Raw genomic sequence first — 16832 nt, forward strand, 5'->3', positions numbered from 1 at the left:
GCATAGAGCGACGAGACACGCGGACGGAGCGGACGCGAGCACTCGCATCCCCCGACTCTCGACTCGTCCCGCGGTGCTCACGCCTTTCCAGCGATCGTGAGCCGGACCCACCCGAGTTCGGGGATGTGGAACTGCGCTTTCGCTCTGACCCAGGCGGGCTTGACTACCGGCGCGATGCCCGCGGCCTGATCGTACGCGCGGTTGTTGTCGCCCTTCGTGATGTAGCCCGCGTGCGGTGCGGGACAGGCGGCCAGTTCCGCGCAGTCGTCCGCGCCGCGAAGATACGCCGGGTCGGCCTCGTCGTACCAGTTCTCACCAGCGTCGACCCTGAACTGCGCGCGGTGGATGATCGGCGATCCCGCCCGGGAGGGCGGATCGAAGACGATGACGTCGCCGGAGTCCCCGAGGCGCGAGTAGTTCCCGGCGGTCGCAGCGGTAACGACGCCGCGCGCGTCCGCGGATGCCCCGGCGAACCGGCCGGTGTCGGAGACGACGACGAGGTCGCCGGTTTCGACGTGCGGCACCATACTCGGGCTCTCGATGGCCACCATCGGCGGCCACACGCCCGCGACGCCGAAGAGCACGACGCCGAGGGCGAGGACCACCGCGACCGTCGTGGCGGCGTCGCGGAGGTGGAGGAAGGCGGCGGACCGATCCATCAACAGTCCGTGCGTGACGAGGCGGAAAAAAGACCGCGGTCAGCGCCGACGCGGCAGCGTCGGAGGCGCTCGTCGAACGCGACGACTCATAGTGATTACTCTCACTGTTTACCGCCGAGCGCCACTCCCAGTGGCGATGGTCGGCGGTAAGAGACGAGGGTAATCATTATCACACCGGGTCGCCGAACGCGTACACCGTCTGGTGGCTCGTCACCTCGACGTCGAGCACGTCGCCGGGTTCGATCCCGTGCTCGGAGGCGTTCTGGACGATGATCTGCCGATAGGCTTCGTCGCGGCACTTCAGCGAGTCGCCCGTCCCCTCGCGGACGGCCATCACCCGGTGAGTCTCGCCGACCATCGACTCGTAGGCCTCGGCGACGACGTCCATCTTCAGTTCGGACATCTCCTTCGAACGCTCTTTTTTCACCGTCCCGCCGAGGCCCTTCATCTCGGCGGCGTCGGTGCCGGGGCGCTTCGAGAAGCGCGTGATGTTCACCTTTTCGGGCCGGACTTCCCGGAACAGCGCCATGCTCTGTGCGTGGTCCTCGTCGGTCTCGGTCGGGAACCCGACGATGAAGTCCGTCGAGAGCGTCCAGTAGTCCAGCGTCTCGTCGAACGTCTCGACGATTTCGGTGAACTTCTCGACGCGGTGTTGTCGCCGCATCGCTTCGAGAACGGTGTCGGAACCCGACTGAACGGGGAGGTGAATGAAGTTGTACAGTTCGTCGTGGCGCGCGAAGACCTCGGCCAGTTCCTCGCGGATGCCGTGGACGCCACCGGGGTTGGCCATCCCCAGCCGAACCCGGAAGTCGCCGTCGATCTCGGTGCAGATCCGGTCGAGCAGTTCCGGGAGTTTTCGGTCGCCCGTATCCCAGCCGTAGACGCCGGTGTCCTGGCCGGTGATCCGCAACTCCTTCGCACCGGCGTGGACGAGTGCGCGGGCCTTCTCGACGTTCTCCTCGACCGGCGGCGAATCGACGCGGCCGGTCGCGAACTTCGTGATGCAGTACGAGCAGTTCGAGAGGCAGCCGCGAGCGATCGGGAGGATGCCGACGACGCCGTCCAGCACGGGTTCGGTCCCCGGGCCGGGCGTCGGGCACTCGCCGTTCGTGACCGCGGCGGGGACGTCGTCCCAGTGGAGGATCTGGGCGTCGACGTCCTCCTCGCGGAACTCCTCGCCCTGTGCCAGCGCCATACAGCCGGTGATGATGAGATCCGCCGTTTCAGACTCCAGTTCTTTGGCCCGACGGAGCATATTGCGCTCCGTCTTCTCGACCACCGTGCAGGTGTTCATAATGGCGACGTCGGCCGCCTCCGGACCGTCGACGGGGTAGTGGCCGGCGTCGCGGAGCGCGCTCTCGATCTGCCGGCTCTCGCCGCGGTTGGAGGTACAGCCGTACGTCTCGATGTGATATCGGGCCATCCGATCGGTGCGAGATACCCGACGAGCGGTCAAAAGCGCGACGGTTCGGGGACAGTCCGCTGGGCGAGATCAGCCGCGAAGCGCCTCGACCGGCGGATCGTTCGCGGCCTTCCACGCGGGGTACAGCCCGCTCAGCACGCTCGCGAAGACGGCGAATCCGAACCCGATCAACAGATAGCGGATGCTCTCCCAGCCGAAGACGAGCGTCGGATCACCGGCCAGGACCTGAAACACTACGAGCCCCACCGCGAACGAGACAGCGGCGCCGACGACGCCCCCGATCACCCCCAGGAACGCGGCTTCAGCGAGGATCATCCGGAGCACTTCGCCGCGGCGGATTCCGACGGCTCTGAGCACGCCGATCTCGCCGCGGCGCTCGATCGTGCTCATCAGCATCACGTTGAGGATGGCGACGCTCGCGACGACCAGCGAGATCGAGCCGATCCCGATCAGCGCGAGGTTGAGCGTGTTCAGGAACGCGTCGATGTTCTCTTGTACGCTCGCGAAACTGGTGACGCTCAGTACCTCCTCGTCGCCCTCGTTGAACCGCGCTTCGATGGCGTCGGCGATTCGCTGGGCCTCCCGACCGTTCGCGGCCACGATCGTCACCGAGTCGTAGTACTGTTGATCGGCGAGCGCCGACAGGGGCAACACGAGTTCGTTGCCGCCGCCACCGAAGCCGCTCTGCGATTCGATCAGCCCCCGAATCCGGTAGAGCCGTCCGTCGTACTCTACCGGGTCCCCGAGTTCGAAGCCGAGTTGGGTCGCGGTGCTATTGGTGAGCAACGCCCCCGACTGGAGCCGATCGGGGTTATCGCCCGTCGAGACGTCATAGAGCGCGCTCGCCTCCGTCAGGGCAGTCACGCTGACGCGGGCTTCCCCACCGTCACGCGAGGTGAGCGTCGTCCGGTTCGACTTCTTCGGGACGACCGCAGCGTCGCCGGCGAGGCTTCGGATCTCCTCGACTTGCTCTTCGGTCACGCCCTCGGTCGTGCTGTCCTCGCCGGCGGTGACGGTCACTTCGTCGGCGAGCGTGCCGAGATTCGCGGTCGCCTGCTGTTGGAGGGCGACACCGGCGATTCCGAGGGACGCGATGGCGACGACGCCGATGACGATTCCGAGCGTCGCCAGCGCCGTCCGGATCCGGTTCCGGCCGAGATTCCGCCACGCCATCTGGACGCTCGGGAACCGCCACAGCGCGCTGGTGATGCTCACGACTGCACCTCCCCGTCGACGAGGCGAACGACGCGGTCGGTGTACTCGACGAACTGCTCGTCGTGCGTCACGGCGACGATAGCGATGTTCTCCTCCTCTTTGAGCCGCGTCAGTTCCTCGAGGATCGTCCGCCCGGTGTCCTGATCCAGATTCCCGGTCGGCTCGTCGGCCAGCAGAATCTCGGGTTCGTTGATCAGGGCGCGGGCGATCGCGACGCGTTGTTGCTGGCCGCCCGAGAGTTGACTCGGCGTGTGGCTAAGCCGGTCTCCCAACCCGACGCGCTGCAGGAGATCCACCGCCCGGTCGTGCCGGTCGCGTTTCGTGTCCCACATCGACGGCAGTTCGACGTTCTCCGTCGCGGTCAGCATCGGCAGCAGGTGGAACGCCTGAAACACGAACCCGATCGTCGAGCGTCGCTCCTCGGTGAGTTCGTCTTCCGTGAAGTTAGTGACGTCACGGCCGTCGAGCCGAACCGTTCCCTCTGTCGGCGTATCGAGCAGGCCGATCATATTCAGCATCGTGCTCTTACCCGACCCCGAGGGACCGATCACCGTCACCATCTCGCCGCGGTCGGCGTGGAAGTCGACGCCTTTCAGCGCCTCGATCACCTCCTCGCCACTCTGGTAGCGCTTGACGACGCCTTCGAGTTCGATGACGCTCATTGTCGCCAGCGGTAGACGCCGAACGCGACGAGTGCGAGCACGACGATGCCGCCGCCGATCGCGATCAGCGGGAGGCCACCAGCACCAGAGCCACCCGGCGACTGCTGTCCGCCGCTGTCGGCTTCGCCGTCGGGCGCGGACACGACCGCCGCGTCGAGACTCACCTGCTGTGTCGTCGTCACGCGCTCGTTGTCGACGATGTACGAGATTTCGACGGGGACCGACGACACGTCCGACTCAGCGTGCGCCGTTAGCTCGAACCGAGCGAACTCGCTGCCCTCGATCGCGCCGATGAAGTACTCACCCGACGGGGGCGCAGGGCTCACACCGTCAGCGTCGGGGACGCGCACGAGGACCGACTGCGTGTCGGTGGTCCCGAGGTTCGCGGCGTCGCCCTGAATAGTAATGCCCGTGCCGGACCGGGTGACCTCCACGCCGGTGAGGCGGATTTCGCCCGTCACTGGGGTCTGGTCGTCGAGGTCGACGTCGAGCGACGTCGTGTGGGAACCTCCGCCGGCGGAGTAGGTTGCGGTGAACGTAACCGTATCTGTTTCGAGGTCGTCGGTGTCGAAGACGGTCGATTGGCTCGATCCGGGGCCGACGTCGAACAGGAAGTTGCGTTCGATCGGCTCCCCATCGGCGGTGGCCGCGATCTCGACGTCGGTGAGGTTCGTGTTTCCGAAGTTCGTGAGCGTGAGCTCAGTTCCAGACCCGCTTTCGGGCGTGCCGGCCGACAGGCTCGCTCTAACCGTCGGGTCGGACACTTCGACGTACACCGGGTACGTGTACGAATAGTACTCGCCCGCGTCGTCCTGAACGACCACCTTGAGCGTCAGCCGTTTTTGGCCGGGGCTCTCAAAGCTCGTCCGCACGGGTACCGTGACCGAGCCGCCGGGGGCGATCGACCCGAGTTCTTCGACTCGCGCGTACTCTCTGGTGGTTCCGGGCACGCGAACGAAGACGTCCCGCACGTTGACTGTCGACGGACTGTTTTCGAGGTTCGAGATCGTCGTCTCGATAGTTACTGTTTCGCCCGTGTTCGGGTCCTCGGGACTAATAGTGACAACAGACATCTGGACGGCCGGACCGGCGGCCGAGGCGGTCGTTGCGACAGCGCCCGAGCTACCGAGCAGGAGGGACAGTACGACGAGCACGCGGAGGGATGTGGACCAATTCATAGTGCGTATCGTGGCGTCGTGACCCGTGGCTGTAGGTCGATCGACACGAACACGTCGCTCTGGGAGCGCGGTGCTTGCAAGTCTTTCCCTGTTCGTCCGACGAACAAGGCACCGGGAGCGACGCCACTCGGCCGTGAGAGAAAGAAGGAGAACGGAGCTATGTCGCAGCTAGTTGTTGAACATCTCGCGCATCATCGGGTGCATCTCCATCAACTGCTCCTCGGCGATCTCCTCGTACAGTTTGTACGTGATGGAGACCGTAAGCAGCAGCCCCGTTCCGGAGACGCCGCCGATCGTGCCCAGCATATTCGCGAGCACGGCCAGCAGGCCGACGAGCGCACCGCCGATGACGGTCACCTGCGGGATGTAGCGCTCCATAACCTTCTCGATGACCTGCGGGTTCCGCCGGAAGCCGGGGATCTGCATCCCGGAGTTCTGGATCTGACGGGCGGTCGCTTCGGGACCCATCCCGGTCGTCTCGACCCAGAAGATGGCGAAGATCGCGCCACCGACGATCATGAAGATCAGGTCGATGAGCACGCGGGCGACGATCGCGAGGGGCTCCTGGGAGGTGAATCCGAGGAACCACATCCAGTCCTGACGGGACTGGATCGGCGCGAGATACCAGAACAGGCCACCGGTGACCTGTCCCTGCGTGTACTGACCGAGCCACGCGGGCATCCCCGTCCACCAGTTGTTCAGGATCTGCCCGAGGAACTGGAGGTTCGCCTGCAGCGCGCGAACGAGGATCATCGGCAGAACGCTCGCGTAGATGAGCTTCACCGGGAAGCGCCCGCGCGCGCCCTTGACGTTGGCGTGCGAGAGCGGGATCTCGACCCGGACGCTCTCCGCGTAGACGACGATGCCGAAGATGAGCAGCGTCGTGATGAGCGCGAGGATCTGTCCCTGTCCGAGGAAGATGTCGGAGAGACCACCCGGCGTCAGCGGCGAGCCGATCTCGGCTGCACCGGTGAGGATCCCGATCCACGTCGGGAAGAACCCGCTTTGCCCGCCGAGGCTCTGCCAACTGAACAGACCCGCGACGAGTTGCTGGCTGACGCCAGCGATAATGAACAGGCCGACACCGGAGCCGACGCCCCACTTGCTCACGATCTCGTCCATGAACAGGATGAGGACGCCGCCGACGAACATCTGCGCGAAGATGATACCCTTCACGCCGACGGTGCCGATACCGAGCGACTGCGCGAGCGGTTCGCTCGCCGGCAGGAAGTTGCCGGCGAACACCATCGGGAGCCCGGTCAGACAGATCATCACGACCACCAGAAGCTTCTGGAGACCCTGATAGAGTATCTGATCTCGGGGGTCGTTGGTGTCCAGCCCCAGCAGATCGGCTCCGCCGAGCAACTGGAGAACGATGCTCGCCGTGACGATCGGACCGATACCCAGCTGCAGGATCGACCCCTGCGAGCCGGCGAGGATACTACGGAACTGTCCGTAGAAGTCCCCGCCCGCGCCGCTGGTCTGCAGTCCGAACAGCGTCACGTTCGTCAGGAAGAAATACAGCACGAGGATCCCGGCAGTCCAGCCAAGCTTCCGGCGGAACGGGACGTGTCCCTCCGGACGCGCGACTGACGGCATCCGCGTCAGCACCGGTTCGGCGGCCTCCTTCCAACCCATGGATTACTCCTCGGCGTCGTCTGTGTTAGATTCTTCTGCTTCGTCCTCGGCGGCGAGTTCCTCGCCGCGTTCGGTGAGTTCGACGCTGCCGCCGGCGTCCTCGACGAGTTCGACCGCACCGTCAGAGAACGCGTCGGCGACGAGGTGCAGTTCCTGTCGGACCTGCCCGCCACCGAGCACCTTCACGACGTCGGCGTCTTCGGCATCGTCTGCGACGTCGCGAGCGTCGACGTGGTACGCGTCGCCGTCCTTCTCTGCGAGACCGTCGGCGGCCAGCAGGGCCGCGTCCTCGTCGATCTCTTGGACGTTGACCTCAGCGATCGTTCGCTGGGAGTCCTCGGGTCGCTTGAACCCGTGTTTGCCGATCGGCTCGTAGTTGTGGAACTCGTGCTTGTCGCGACCGGCGCGACCGCGGCCGCCACGGTGGCCGGCACCGCGCCGGTTCTTGTGGGTGCCGCCGCCGTGCGTGCGCGACCCGCGCTGGCGTCGTTTCTTCGACGTCATCGCATTGCCTCCAGGAGTTCGTCGATCTCCTCGGTCTGGTGCTTTCCGAGCTGACCGCCTTCGATGGTCGGGTGCTTCTGCCCGCGGTGTCCGCCGCGCGGCGGGTGCAGTCGAAGGACCGGCGAGAGACCCTGCTCGCGCAGCGTCGTCTCCTCGTCGACCAGCGCCTCTGCGAGCGCGCCGAAGTCGTCGTAGTCGGTGTGCTCTGAGAGCCACTCCTCGTCGACGTCAGCCTCGCCCTCCTCGGGCTCGGCTCGGGTGCGGAGCACCGTCTCGACGGCGTCCGCGCTCGGCTCGCCGTGTGCGACGTAGTCGTTGACCTTCGTGATCATTCCGCGGTACGTCTCCGTCTCCGGGACGAGCGCGCAGTGGTTCACGTGATGGATGTTGAGCATCTTGAGCGTGTCGTGAACGCCCGTGCTCATATTAACATCGCCGCGGATCTGAACGACTGCCTGCATCACTCGTTCACCTCTTGTTCACGCTGCTTGGCCGCGGCGCGTCGGGGCGTCCGCGACTGCGAGGCGTTCTTCAGCGCGTTGTACGTCGCTTTCGCGAGGTTGACCGTGGTCCGCGTGTTCCCGTTCGAGCGGGTCCAGGCGTCCTGGACGCCCGCCAGTTCGAGGATGTTGCGGACAGTCTCTGCAGCCGCGAGGCCGAGGCCCTGCGGCGCGGGCATCACTTCGACGGTCACCGAGCCTGCTTTCCCTTCTGCCTTCCGCGTCAGGGAGTTGAGGCCACCGGCGGAGTCCTCCCAGGACCCCGAACCGCGGTCCACCGAGATGATGTTGAGCTTCGCGACGTCGATCGCCTTCTGGATGGCCGATCCGACCTGGTCGTCTCGCGCCTCGGCGTAGCCGAGGTAGCCGTCGCGGTTACCGATCGCGACGACGCAGCGGAATTTGACCCGGCGCCCGGAGTCGGTCATCCGCTGGACCATATTGATGTCGAGAACCTCGTCGTCGAGCCCCGGCAGGAGCTGATCGACGAGTTCCGGCTCTTTCAGGGGCAGGCCCGTGTTGAGGGCCTGCTCCATCGAGGTGACGTCGCCTTCCTGTACCATTCGGCCGAGCCGCGTGCGCGGCGTCCAGCCGTTGTCGTTGCGTTGGCTCATGCGTCCTCCTGTAGTCGCTCGAGCACTTCGTCGAAGTGCTCAGGGAGTTTCGTGGCGTCGAAGTCCCCGGAGTAGAGGTCCTCGTCGAGCTGCTCGGCGTACTCGGCGATGTGCTCGCCGCGGTTACGCGACCAGTCTGCGAGAACCGCGTCGTTGTGCGGGATCTCGAGGCCAGCGTCTATTGCTCCTTCCTGCACCGCGAACACCTTGTTACCGGGCGTCGCAGTGTTCAGTCCGATGTCGAGTACGGCCTCTTCGAGGCCGGCTTCGATGGCTCGCGTCCCAGCGAGGAACCCGGTGAGGTACGCGCTCGGCAGGTTCCCAGTGGGAGCCTCCCAGCCGTACTCGCCGAGGTCCTCCGAGGACGCGGCCGCGTGCGTTTCGTCTCCGTCCGGACCGGGGGTGATCAGCTGCGCCCTGACGTGCTTGTTGCTCACGCGAGCAACGAGGCGGGGCTTGCCCGATTTCAGCAGGCGCAACCTCTGGTGGTAGTCCGTCCGGACCTCGCGGCGACGCCGCATCGGCACCTTGTAGCGTGGTCCTGTTGCCATTATTCTATCTCCACGTCGTAGTTGTTCCGGATGTGTGCTTCGAGCCGCGCCACGTCTTCGAACTCGCCACCCGACGCCTTGTTGTACACTTCGCGGTACTGCGTCGGATTGAGCGGGCCGTCGTCGCGCAGTTCCTTCAGGCGACGACGCTGTGCGCGGATGCGGCTGACCCATTCGTCTTTCGAGTTCTTCCGACCGCCGGCTTTCCCTTTGCGGGAGCCGGGACCCTTGCGGTGACCGTAGGCGCGCTTCGATGCGCGCTCGCGAGCGCGACCCTTGGAGTTGCCCTTCGCGTCCTTGGCGCGAATGGTCCCCTGATCGACCAGGTCACGGATGTCGTCGCGAGTGATGGCCTCCGCAATCTCGGACTGTTCGTCTGGATCGAACCACACGCGGTCCTTTCCGACGTCGAGGACGTCGGCGGCCATACGCTTCTGTGCTTTCAGATCCGTCATTACTCTTCGACCTCCACTTCGACGTAGGTCGGGTTGAGGACGCGGATCTCGCGGTCCTCAGCCACTTCCTCGATGCGTTCGCGCTTGCGCGCGCCGACTTTCGAGGCGATTCGGACGGCCTGGGTGTCCCCGTCGACGCCTTCGAGGTCGTCGACGTTGTGGACGCGCACTTCCTCGAATCCCGAGGGGTGCAGACCGCGGGCGGCCTTCGGCGTGCGGTAGCCCGCCTCGACCATATCGCCCTTGCCCTTGATGCCGCGGCGCTGCTTCGAGAGGTTGCCGCGGGGCTTCCGCCACGATTCGGGCGTCCGTTTCTTCTTGTGGTACTGCTGCCGACGGAACGCGGGCTTGCCCTCGCGGTGCTTCTGGCCCAGCGCTCGCGCGGTATCGTCGTCGAGGGTCGGCGTCTTGTCAGCGTGGCCACGGGGACGGAGTTCGGTCTCGACCTCCTCCTCGGGCTCGGCTTCCTCTTCGGTCTCCTCTTCGACTTCTGCCTCGGTCTCCTCGGTGACTTCGAGTCCGCCCACGTCGGCCTTGATACGGGCCGCGAGCGCGTTCCCGATGCCGTCGACCTCTGCGAGTTCCGATTGGCTTGCGGCCTTCACGTCGTCGACCGACTCGTAGCCTGCCTCACGGAGCGCGTCGGCCTTCGAGGGGCCGACGCCGCTGATGTCTTCGAGTGTCTCGATGTCGTCGTCGGACATATGTTAGGCACCTCCCGTCTGCGGCTTCTGCGTGATGTAGACGCCGTCCTGGAAGACGCGCGTGTCCTTGTCCGTCACGCGAGTGAGCTGTTCGATGTCGGCGGCGGTCTGCCCGACGTCCTCTTTCGAGGGTCCCATCAGGGTGACCTCTTCGCCGTCGACCTGTACGTCCGTGTCTCCGCGGATCGGTGTCCGTCGCGAGGACTTCTCTCCGAGGAAGTTCTCGATGACGACCTCGTCGCCGTCGACGTCGACCTGCATCGGGAAGTGGGCGTAGTAGACTTCCATCTTGTACTCCCAGCCTTCGGTGACCCCGTGGATCATATTCGACACGTGGCTCTCGAAGGTCCCGACAGTCGCGTTCGTCTTGGCGTCGGTCTCGTCGGATTCGATGACGACCTGGTCGTCCTCGACGCTGACGCTAACGGAGGGGAACCACAGCGTCCGGGTGACGCTGCCGTTCGGCCCCTCGACTGTCAGATCGAGGTTCGACACCTCGGCGGAGACCTCGTCCGGAATTTCGATTTCTACTCTGGTCATTGTCTCAGTACACGTAGGCGATTACCTGACCACCGATGCCCTGGTCGCGGGCCTCGTAGTGGCTCATGACGCCGTGGCTCGTCGTGACGATGAGCGTCCCGTAGTCTCGGGCGGGGAGGTATCGCTTCTCCCACTTCTCGAACTCGTCTGCACCCGCGGAGTAGCGGGGCTTGACGGCACCACATTCGTTGATCGCGCCGCTCAGTTCGACCTCGAACTGTCCAGCCTTGCCGTCGTCGACGAACTCGAAGCCGTCGATGTACCCGCGGTCGTAGAAGACCTCGAGGACGGAGCCGATGACGTTCGAGGCGGGCTGTATCTCGTGCGACAGGTGCCCGACGCTCTCGGCGTTGTTCACGCCGGCGAGCGCGTTGGCGAGTGGATCGTTTCCTGCCATAATTATCGGTACTTCTTGAATCCCATCTCGCGGGCGACCTCGCGGAAGCACTGACGGCACAGGTAGATCTCGTACTTACCGACGAGTCCCTGGTTGCGTCCGCAACGTCGGCACTCGTGGCTCTGACCCGTGCGACGGCTCGCGTGCTCGCCCGTCTGTTCTGTCTCTGATTCGCTCATTCTGTGACCTCCACGTCGACGTCGAATGCGTCTTCGAGGAAGGCGATCGCGTCTTCAGGCGTCAGTCGGTGCGCCTTGGGGATCGAGCGCGACACCTTGTCGCGCTTTTTGACACGGTAGCCGGGACGGACGAGGTTGACCGTCACGTCCAGTCCGTAGATCCCGATCTGGGGGTCGTACTCCTGGGAGGGGAACTCGGTGTGCTCTTCGACACCGAAGCTGAAGTTCCCCGTGTCGTCGAACTGCTTGTCCGACAGGTCGGCGATCGGCAGCGCCGTCTCCAGGAACTCGTTGGCCCGCTCGTTGCGAAGGGTGACCTTCGCGCCGACCGGGTCGCCGGTGCGCGCACCGAACTGCGTCGCGGCGCGCGTCGCCGTCGTGCGGACGGCTTCCTGTCCGGCGATCTCTTCGAGGATCTCCTCTGCGTTCGCGAGTTCGCGGCCACCTTCGCCGACGCCCATGTGGACGACGACCTTCTCGATCTGTGGCTCGCGCATCTCGTGGAACGACTCGCTCATTCGTCGTCACCTCCGTCTTCGTCCTCGTCGGCGACGAAATTCTCGTCGATGACGACGACGTAGTCTTCGATCGTCTCGAAGGCGCCGTCGTCGGTCTCGACGATGACGGTGTTGTCGCCGCTGCCGGCGGTGACGGTGATCTCGTCGATCTCGCCGATCTCACCCGAGTGGCTGCCGTCGACGGCAGTGACGAGTGCGCCCTCCTCGTAGGGGAAGTGCGCGACGATCTCCTTCGTCTCGTTGTCGACGACGAGGGAGTCTTTCGTGCTGTACTCGTCTGCACCCTCCTCGAGGCGGACGTTCGCGCCGTCGTGGAGCGTGAGCTGCGTCGCGCCGCCGCTGACGTCCTGCTTGCGGACGATCTTGCCGAGCCGGCTGTCTGCGGCGTCGGCGTCGATCGGGGTCAGCGCCAGGCGTCCACCCTCCTCGGGGAAGACGCGGTAGTACTCTTCGCGCTCGGTGAACGCGAGGATGTCGAACATCCCCACCGGGCGCTGTTCGTCGGAGACGGCGTCGCCGTTGACGAGGACCGCGCCCTCGTTCAGCGCGTAGCGCGCCTCTTTCTTCGAGTCGACGTAACCGAGCACGTCGCGCAGGAGGATGAGCAGGGGAACCCCCGCCTCTCCGTGCGGACCCGCGCCGGCTTTGACGGTGAACGTCTGGGTCTTCCGTTCGACGGGCCAGGCGTTCGGTGCCGAGAGTCGCTTCTGATGTCGAGTCATTGTTCGTCCTCCGTGTCGGCCTGCAGCCGCGCCTCACGGCGGTCGTCTTCGAGGTCCAGTTCGGTCACGCGGAGGTTCGAGGCGTCGAGGGGACGAGGCACTTCCTCGCCGTCGGCCTTCTCGACCGTCACGTCTTCGACGTGTACGACCGCGTCCGTGAGGTCGACCTCGACGACTTCGGCTTCCGTGCCGGCGTAGTCGCCGCGGAGGACCTCGACGGTGTCGCCCGCGTTGACGCGAACGTTGCGCTGTCCGTACTCCTCGCGGAGGTCGTCAGACAGCGTCGCGCGGACCTGGTTCTGCCGCTCGTGCAGGGGCGCGTTCTGCTTCCGAGTTCGCTGTTTGCGTGGTTGTTTTGTCATACTGTTCAGTGTTCAGACGATCATCGTCGCCGTCGAAGCGATGCTCCCGAAGCGCTCGGCCACTTCACGCGCGATGGGACCCTTGATCTCGGTCCCGCGAGGCTCTTCCATCTCGTCGATGATGACGGCGGCGTTGTCCTCGAACTTCACGCGCGTGCCGTCCGGCCGGCGGATCGGTTTCCGCTGGCGGACGATCACGGCTTCGAGCACCTGGCGGCGCATCTCCGGCGTCCCTTTCGTCACCGAAACGGTGACCTGGTCGCCGATGCCCGCCTTGGGGTGTCGGTTCTTGGTTCCTGAGTAGCCCTTCACGCTGATGACCTTCAGCTCTCGCGCGCCGGTGTTGTCGGCGCACGTGATGAGGGAGCCTCGTTCGAGGCCCTTCGTGACGTCGGCTTTCAGCGCCTCCATCACTCCTCACCTCCGAGCACGTCGACGACGACGTGCGATTTGGTCTTCGACAGCGGTCGGGTCTCTGCGATACGCACCGTGTCGCCCTCCTCGATGTCCACGCACGGGGGTGCGTGAGCGGGAATGCGACTACGCCGCTTCATAAAGCGGTCGTACTTGGGAACGCGAACGTCGTATTCGCGCTCCACGATGACGGTTTTCTCCATGTCGGTGGAGGCGACCGTGCCTTCGAGCGTCTGACCGCGCACGGAAAGCGTTCCGTGGAACGGACAGTTCTCGTCGGAGCACGGCTCCTCCGGTTCTTCTACGTTCAGTCCTATCGCCATAGTGAGTCACCTGCCTTCTCGGTCCGCAAGGCGGGTCGTGAGAGCAGACGTGTGCCATCCACCGTAACGTAGGCCACGCCCTCGCAATTCTCGGCGTCTCGCCGAGAAGCCGCTGCGGGCTCCGCAGCCGGCCGATCAGACTGACCGGCGAATGCGCCGGCAGTATCCGACCGAAGTTTGGACGTGGTCCCCGACGCCTTCTCGGCGTCGGCGGCTTCATCTGTGCGTCCGGATGTTCCTTCCGGGGAGGGAAGCGCGAACTCCAGCGTGGAGCCCTGCTTCGGCACCTGTTTCACCCGAGTGCGACCGTCGCGAGTCGCGTCGGCGTCGTCGGTCGCGGCGTCGCTGTCGCTGACGTCGACGTGCAGCGTCTGCATCGTCTCGACGACGATACGGCCCTCGATCCCGACGAGGTCGGGGTTGGGCGCGTCGACGACGGCCACGCGGAGGCCGTTGAGCTCGTGTCGCGTCAGCGTCTCGGGTGTCAGTGCCATCTGTTATTCGAGGTCGCCTTCTTCCTGCTGGATCGTCTTGATCCGCGCGATCGTCCGCTTCAGCTCGCTGACGCGGCCCGGGTTCTCCGGTGCGCCACCGGCAGCCTGGACTGCGCGCGTGTTGAGCAGCTCGGTCTCGAGCTCTTCGAGCTCGGCGTCGCGCTCTGCGGCCGTCATATCACGGATCTCTTCGGGGTAGAGGATCGCCATCGGTTATTCCTCCTCCTCGTCTTCGTCTTCCTCGGCGTCTTCCATCTCGTCGAGGAGCTCTTCGGCTTCCGCTTCGACCTCCTCGTCGAGTTCGTCGAGTTCCTCTTCGACGTCCGACTCGTCGGGGGCCTCGACGTCTTCGTCGACATCCTCAGACTCGGACTCGGCTTCTTCCTCGATGACTTCTTCGACGACTTCCTCGTCGATGACGTCCTCGGGAGCCTCGTCGGGAACCTCGACCTCCTCGTCGGCCTCGCCGACGTCGGGGATCTCTTCGGGTTCCTCTTCGAGGAGGGCTTCGACGCCCTCGCTCTCTGCGACCTGCTCGACGGGCTCGACGTCGACGTCCTCGTGGATCTCGAAGTCGTCGGGGAGCTCTGCTCCCGGCGGGATGATCTTGACGGTCACGCCGATGGTACCGAGCTTCATCACGGCGACGCCCTGGCCCTCGTCGACGATCTCCTGGGCCGGTTCGCCGTTGTGCTTGATGTAGCCACGGTTGAACTTCTCGACGCGCGAGCGTGCACCGGTGACCTTCCCGCTGAGGACGATCTCGGCGCCCAGTGCGCCGGACTCCATAATGCGGTCGATCGTGGTGTGGCCCGCCTTCCGGAAGTACCAGCCGCGTTCGAGCGCGTTCGCGAGGCGGTCCGCGACGATGCGAGCGTTCAGGTCAGGCTCGTCGACCTCCTGGACGTCGATCTGGGGGTCGTCGAGGTTGAACCGCTCTTCGAGTTCGCGGGTGACCTTGCGGATGTTCTTCCCGCCCTTGCCGATGACCATACCGGGCTTTTCGGCCTTCAGGACGATCTGGGTCCCCATCGGGGTCTTCGCGACGTCCATCCCGCCGTAGCCGGCGCGGCCGAGTTCTTCGGCGAAGAACTCGTCGATCTGCGAGCGCTGCAGTCCGTCTTCGATGAACTGGTGTTCGTCAGCCATTAGGCTTCGACCTCCTCGGGTTCTTCGACGATGAGTTCGACGTCACAGATCGGCGTGTTCCACGGGTCGGCGCTCCCGAACGCACGGGGCTTGCGACCCTGCCGTTCGCCGACCTTGTGGGCGGCGACGTGTTTGATCGTCATCGAACGTCCGTCGAATCCCTGCTCGTCGGCGTTCGACGCCACGTTCTGCAGGAGTTCGAGGAACGCCTTCGAGGCCTTCTCGGGGTAGCGCCCCGCGTCCCAGCCGTCGATGTCGGAACGGTGTCCGACGCCGGTGTTGTGCTGTTTGAACGGAACGGAACGCTTCTCGTCGATGACGTCCTGGAGGTACTCCTCCGCGCCCTCGACGGGCATCCCCTTGATCTCACGCGAGATGGCCTTGCTGTGCTTCAGGCTGATGGGCCGATCGCGGAGCATCCCCTTGGCGGTGGTCTCCGGGTCGGCCTCGACGCTGTAGTTGATACCCATGGTTATTTGAGCGGCACGAACTTCGAGGACCGGGTCGCGCCGATTCCGGCCTGACCGTGTTCGACCGACGTCCGGGTCAGCTGGAACTCGCCCAGATAGTGCCCGATCATCTCGGGCTCGACGCGGACGCGCTCGAAGGACTGCCCGGTGTAGACCTCGAACGTCTTCTCGACGAACGAAGGCAGAATGGGCATGTCCCGGAGGTGGGTCCGGATCGGGTCGTTGGCGGTCTCCTGGGGGTCGGCCTCGCTGGCCGCCTCCAGCAGCTTCTCCTGTTGGACCGTGAGTCCTCGGTTGATGGTTCGCCGCTGTCGTGCGGGCAGCAGTTCCGCGACCTCGTCGAGCGACATCTCCTGCAGCTCGTCGAGCGTGTGGCCGCGGTAGGTGAACTCACCCTCGCGGCCGGTACGGTATTCCGAACTCATTGTTATTCGTTGCCTCCCTTGCCACCGCGACCGGTGCGCTTCGAGGCGATGTCACCGACCTTCCGTCCCGGCGGGGCGTCCCGCGAGACGGACTTCGGCTGACCGGGGTGCTGGCGGCCACCGCCACCGAACGGGTGGTCGACGGCGTTCATCGCGACCCCGCGAACGCGCGGCCACTTGATGCCGCGCGCTTTCATCTTGTGGTGCTTCTTGCCGGCCTTCACGAACGGCTTCTCGGTGCGGCCCCCGCCAGCGACGACGCCGATGGTGGCGCGACACTGCGGGTTCAGCCGCTTGACCTCCCCGGAGGGGAGCTTCACGACCGCGACGTGGCGGTCGTGGGTGAGCAGCTGGGCGCTCGTCCCGGACGCGCGGGCGAACTTCCCGCCGTCGCCGGGCTGGCGCTCGACGTTACACACCGGAACCCCCTCGGGAATCTCCGCGAGCGGGAGCGTGTTGCCGGGCTTGATCTCTGCGCTGACCCCGACCTGGATCGTGTCGCCGACGGCGACGCCCTCGGGTGCGAGGATGAGTCGCTGGTCGCCGTCTTCGAATTCGACGGCGACGACCGGCGCGCTGCGTGCGGGGTCGTGTTCGATGTCGACGACCGTCCCGGAGACGGTGTCGTCCGATTCGGCCTTCTTGTGCGAGAGTTCGGCCTTGTAACGGTGCGACGGCGCCCGGAACGTGGACGTACCGCGACCGCGACGTTGGCCCTGAATTCGACGTCCCATTT

At 65.4% G+C, this 16832-nt stretch carries 26 protein-coding genes; all 26 read right to left on the reverse strand.

What is annotated here, in order from left to right; translation table 11 throughout:
- Positions 1-77: 77 nt before the first annotated feature.
- The 26 genes from D3D02_RS10580 to D3D02_RS10705 all read right to left on the reverse strand — a co-directional run bounded on the left by D3D02_RS10580 (position 78) and on the right by D3D02_RS10705 (position 16830).
- Entirely contained in the window at positions 78-659 is a 582-nt protein-coding gene (locus D3D02_RS10580; protein ID WP_121569947.1) for a S26 family signal peptidase, read from the reverse strand.
- Positions 660-828: 169 nt separating this feature from the next.
- Positions 829-2082: a tRNA (N(6)-L-threonylcarbamoyladenosine(37)-C(2))-methylthiotransferase gene (locus tag D3D02_RS10585; RefSeq protein WP_121569948.1), complete on the reverse strand. Its 1254-nt coding sequence runs from the start codon at positions 2080-2082 to the stop codon at positions 829-831.
- Positions 2083-2151: 69 nt separating this feature from the next.
- Positions 2152-3297 carry an ABC transporter permease gene (locus D3D02_RS10590; protein ID WP_199723061.1) on the reverse strand — a complete coding sequence of 382 codons (1146 nt, stop codon included), beginning with the start codon at positions 3295-3297 and terminating at the stop codon, positions 2152-2154.
- Entirely contained in the window at positions 3294-3959 is a 666-nt protein-coding gene (locus tag D3D02_RS10595) for an ABC transporter ATP-binding protein (protein ID WP_121569949.1), read from the reverse strand. The genes D3D02_RS10590 and D3D02_RS10595 overlap by 4 nt, the downstream gene beginning before the upstream one ends.
- The gene (locus D3D02_RS10600; protein WP_121569950.1) at positions 3956-5137 is read right to left on the reverse strand and encodes a hypothetical protein; all 1182 of its coding nucleotides are present in this window, start codon (positions 5135-5137) and stop codon (positions 3956-3958) included. The genes D3D02_RS10595 and D3D02_RS10600 overlap by 4 nt, the downstream gene beginning before the upstream one ends.
- A 168-nt stretch (positions 5138-5305) precedes the next feature.
- Positions 5306-6775 carry a preprotein translocase subunit SecY gene (secY, locus tag D3D02_RS10605; RefSeq protein WP_121569951.1) on the reverse strand — a complete coding sequence of 490 codons (1470 nt, stop codon included), beginning with the start codon at positions 6773-6775 and terminating at the stop codon, positions 5306-5308.
- A 3-nt stretch (positions 6776-6778) separates the two neighbouring features.
- On the reverse strand, positions 6779-7279 hold the full coding sequence (locus D3D02_RS10610; protein ID WP_121569952.1) for an uL15m family ribosomal protein: 501 nt from the start codon (positions 7277-7279) through the stop codon (positions 6779-6781).
- Positions 7276-7740: a 50S ribosomal protein L30 gene (locus tag D3D02_RS10615; RefSeq protein ID WP_121569953.1), complete on the reverse strand. Its 465-nt coding sequence runs from the start codon at positions 7738-7740 to the stop codon at positions 7276-7278. Before D3D02_RS10615 ends, D3D02_RS10610 begins: the two co-directional genes overlap by 4 nt.
- A complete protein-coding gene (locus tag D3D02_RS10620; protein WP_121569954.1) occupies positions 7740-8393 on the reverse strand; it encodes a 30S ribosomal protein S5 in 654 nt (217 codons plus the stop codon). The genes D3D02_RS10615 and D3D02_RS10620 overlap by 1 nt, the downstream gene beginning before the upstream one ends.
- Complete coding sequence (locus tag D3D02_RS10625; RefSeq protein WP_121569955.1) at positions 8390-8944, reverse strand: 50S ribosomal protein L18; 555 nt, start codon at positions 8942-8944, stop codon at positions 8390-8392. Before D3D02_RS10625 ends, D3D02_RS10620 begins: the two co-directional genes overlap by 4 nt.
- Positions 8944-9399: a 50S ribosomal protein L19e gene (locus D3D02_RS10630; RefSeq protein WP_121569956.1), complete on the reverse strand. Its 456-nt coding sequence runs from the start codon at positions 9397-9399 to the stop codon at positions 8944-8946. Before D3D02_RS10630 ends, D3D02_RS10625 begins: the two co-directional genes overlap by 1 nt.
- Positions 9399-10103 carry a 50S ribosomal protein L32e gene (locus D3D02_RS10635; protein WP_121569957.1) on the reverse strand — a complete coding sequence of 235 codons (705 nt, stop codon included), beginning with the start codon at positions 10101-10103 and terminating at the stop codon, positions 9399-9401. Before D3D02_RS10635 ends, D3D02_RS10630 begins: the two co-directional genes overlap by 1 nt.
- A gap of 3 nt (positions 10104-10106) precedes the next feature.
- Positions 10107-10643 carry a 50S ribosomal protein L6 gene (locus D3D02_RS10640; protein WP_121569958.1) on the reverse strand — a complete coding sequence of 179 codons (537 nt, stop codon included), beginning with the start codon at positions 10641-10643 and terminating at the stop codon, positions 10107-10109.
- Between the two features lie 4 nt (positions 10644-10647).
- A complete protein-coding gene (locus tag D3D02_RS10645) occupies positions 10648-11040 on the reverse strand; it encodes a 30S ribosomal protein S8 (protein ID WP_121569959.1) in 393 nt (130 codons plus the stop codon).
- Positions 11041-11042: 2 nt separating this feature from the next.
- Complete coding sequence (locus D3D02_RS10650; protein WP_049985035.1) at positions 11043-11219, reverse strand: 30S ribosomal protein S14; 177 nt, start codon at positions 11217-11219, stop codon at positions 11043-11045.
- A complete protein-coding gene (locus D3D02_RS10655) occupies positions 11216-11737 on the reverse strand; it encodes a 50S ribosomal protein L5 (protein WP_121569960.1) in 522 nt (173 codons plus the stop codon). The genes D3D02_RS10650 and D3D02_RS10655 overlap by 4 nt, the downstream gene beginning before the upstream one ends.
- On the reverse strand, positions 11734-12459 hold the full coding sequence (locus D3D02_RS10660) for a 30S ribosomal protein S4e (protein WP_121569961.1): 726 nt from the start codon (positions 12457-12459) through the stop codon (positions 11734-11736). Before D3D02_RS10660 ends, D3D02_RS10655 begins: the two co-directional genes overlap by 4 nt.
- Positions 12456-12821, reverse strand: coding sequence for a 50S ribosomal protein L24 (rplX, locus tag D3D02_RS10665; RefSeq protein WP_121569962.1), 366 nt, complete (start codon positions 12819-12821; stop codon positions 12456-12458). Before rplX ends, D3D02_RS10660 begins: the two co-directional genes overlap by 4 nt.
- 12 nt (positions 12822-12833) lie before the next feature.
- On the reverse strand, positions 12834-13232 hold the full coding sequence (locus D3D02_RS10670) for a 50S ribosomal protein L14 (RefSeq protein WP_121569963.1): 399 nt from the start codon (positions 13230-13232) through the stop codon (positions 12834-12836).
- Positions 13232-13558 carry a 30S ribosomal protein S17 gene (locus tag D3D02_RS10675; protein WP_121569964.1) on the reverse strand — a complete coding sequence of 109 codons (327 nt, stop codon included), beginning with the start codon at positions 13556-13558 and terminating at the stop codon, positions 13232-13234. Before D3D02_RS10675 ends, D3D02_RS10670 begins: the two co-directional genes overlap by 1 nt.
- On the reverse strand, positions 13549-14052 hold the full coding sequence (locus tag D3D02_RS10680; protein WP_121569965.1) for a ribonuclease P protein subunit: 504 nt from the start codon (positions 14050-14052) through the stop codon (positions 13549-13551). The genes D3D02_RS10675 and D3D02_RS10680 overlap by 10 nt, the downstream gene beginning before the upstream one ends.
- Before the next feature lie 3 nt (positions 14053-14055).
- Entirely contained in the window at positions 14056-14262 is a 207-nt protein-coding gene (gene rpmC, locus D3D02_RS10685) for a 50S ribosomal protein L29 (protein ID WP_121569966.1), read from the reverse strand.
- A gap of 3 nt (positions 14263-14265) precedes the next feature.
- Entirely contained in the window at positions 14266-15201 is a 936-nt protein-coding gene (locus D3D02_RS10690) for a 30S ribosomal protein S3 (protein WP_121569967.1), read from the reverse strand.
- Positions 15201-15671, reverse strand: coding sequence for a 50S ribosomal protein L22 (locus D3D02_RS10695; protein ID WP_121569968.1), 471 nt, complete (start codon positions 15669-15671; stop codon positions 15201-15203). Before D3D02_RS10695 ends, D3D02_RS10690 begins: the two co-directional genes overlap by 1 nt.
- A gap of 2 nt (positions 15672-15673) precedes the next feature.
- Positions 15674-16096: a 30S ribosomal protein S19 gene (locus D3D02_RS10700; RefSeq protein ID WP_121569969.1), complete on the reverse strand. Its 423-nt coding sequence runs from the start codon at positions 16094-16096 to the stop codon at positions 15674-15676.
- Positions 16097-16098: 2 nt separating this feature from the next.
- Positions 16099-16830 (reverse strand): 50S ribosomal protein L2, encoded by a 732-nt coding sequence (locus tag D3D02_RS10705; RefSeq protein ID WP_121569970.1) that lies wholly within the window; start codon positions 16828-16830, stop codon positions 16099-16101.
- Between the last annotated feature and the right edge of the window lie 2 nt (positions 16831-16832).

This window comes from Halobellus sp. Atlit-38R, from assembly GCF_003665925.1.
In the GTDB taxonomy this organism is placed as follows: Archaea; Halobacteriota; Halobacteria; order Halobacteriales; family Haloferacaceae; genus Haloquadratum; species Haloquadratum inordinatus.

Excerpts from the sequence above, each read along its gene's own strand:
- D3D02_RS10580 (WP_121569947.1), bottom strand. The coding sequence starts at position 659 with ATGGATCGGTCCGCCGCCTTCCTCCACCTCCGCGACGCCGCCACGACG.
- D3D02_RS10585 (WP_121569948.1), bottom strand. The coding sequence starts at position 2,082 with ATGGCCCGATATCACATCGAGACGTACGGCTGTACCTCCAACCGCGGC.
- D3D02_RS10595 (WP_121569949.1), bottom strand. The coding sequence starts at position 3,959 with ATGAGCGTCATCGAACTCGAAGGCGTCGTCAAGCGCTACCAGAGTGGC.
- D3D02_RS10600 (WP_121569950.1), bottom strand. The coding sequence starts at position 5,137 with ATGAATTGGTCCACATCCCTCCGCGTGCTCGTCGTACTGTCCCTCCTG.
- secY (WP_121569951.1), bottom strand. The coding sequence starts at position 6,775 with ATGGGTTGGAAGGAGGCCGCCGAACCGGTGCTGACGCGGATGCCGTCA.
- D3D02_RS10610 (WP_121569952.1), bottom strand. The coding sequence starts at position 7,279 with ATGACGTCGAAGAAACGACGCCAGCGCGGGTCGCGCACGCACGGCGGC.
- D3D02_RS10615 (WP_121569953.1), bottom strand. The coding sequence starts at position 7,740 with ATGCAGGCAGTCGTTCAGATCCGCGGCGATGTTAATATGAGCACGGGC.
- D3D02_RS10620 (WP_121569954.1), bottom strand. The coding sequence starts at position 8,393 with ATGAGCCAACGCAACGACAACGGCTGGACGCCGCGCACGCGGCTCGGC.
- D3D02_RS10625 (WP_121569955.1), bottom strand. The coding sequence starts at position 8,944 with ATGGCAACAGGACCACGCTACAAGGTGCCGATGCGGCGTCGCCGCGAG.
- D3D02_RS10630 (WP_121569956.1), bottom strand. The coding sequence starts at position 9,399 with ATGACGGATCTGAAAGCACAGAAGCGTATGGCCGCCGACGTCCTCGAC.
- D3D02_RS10635 (WP_121569957.1), bottom strand. The coding sequence starts at position 10,103 with ATGTCCGACGACGACATCGAGACACTCGAAGACATCAGCGGCGTCGGC.
- D3D02_RS10640 (WP_121569958.1), bottom strand. The coding sequence starts at position 10,643 with ATGACCAGAGTAGAAATCGAAATTCCGGACGAGGTCTCCGCCGAGGTG.
- D3D02_RS10645 (WP_121569959.1), bottom strand. The coding sequence starts at position 11,040 with ATGGCAGGAAACGATCCACTCGCCAACGCGCTCGCCGGCGTGAACAAC.
- D3D02_RS10650 (WP_049985035.1), bottom strand. The coding sequence starts at position 11,219 with ATGAGCGAATCAGAGACAGAACAGACGGGCGAGCACGCGAGCCGTCGC.
- D3D02_RS10655 (WP_121569960.1), bottom strand. The coding sequence starts at position 11,737 with ATGAGCGAGTCGTTCCACGAGATGCGCGAGCCACAGATCGAGAAGGTC.
- D3D02_RS10660 (WP_121569961.1), bottom strand. The coding sequence starts at position 12,459 with ATGACTCGACATCAGAAGCGACTCTCGGCACCGAACGCCTGGCCCGTC.
- rplX (WP_121569962.1), bottom strand. The coding sequence starts at position 12,821 with ATGACAAAACAACCACGCAAACAGCGAACTCGGAAGCAGAACGCGCCC.
- D3D02_RS10670 (WP_121569963.1), bottom strand. The coding sequence starts at position 13,232 with ATGGAGGCGCTGAAAGCCGACGTCACGAAGGGCCTCGAACGAGGCTCC.
- D3D02_RS10675 (WP_121569964.1), bottom strand. The coding sequence starts at position 13,558 with ATGGCGATAGGACTGAACGTAGAAGAACCGGAGGAGCCGTGCTCCGAC.
- D3D02_RS10680 (WP_121569965.1), bottom strand. The coding sequence starts at position 14,052 with ATGGCACTGACACCCGAGACGCTGACGCGACACGAGCTCAACGGCCTC.
- rpmC (WP_121569966.1), bottom strand. The coding sequence starts at position 14,262 with ATGGCGATCCTCTACCCCGAAGAGATCCGTGATATGACGGCCGCAGAG.
- D3D02_RS10690 (WP_121569967.1), bottom strand. The coding sequence starts at position 15,201 with ATGGCTGACGAACACCAGTTCATCGAAGACGGACTGCAGCGCTCGCAG.
- D3D02_RS10695 (WP_121569968.1), bottom strand. The coding sequence starts at position 15,671 with ATGGGTATCAACTACAGCGTCGAGGCCGACCCGGAGACCACCGCCAAG.
- D3D02_RS10700 (WP_121569969.1), bottom strand. The coding sequence starts at position 16,096 with ATGAGTTCGGAATACCGTACCGGCCGCGAGGGTGAGTTCACCTACCGC.
- D3D02_RS10705 (WP_121569970.1), bottom strand. The coding sequence starts at position 16,830 with ATGGGACGTCGAATTCAGGGCCAACGTCGCGGTCGCGGTACGTCCACG.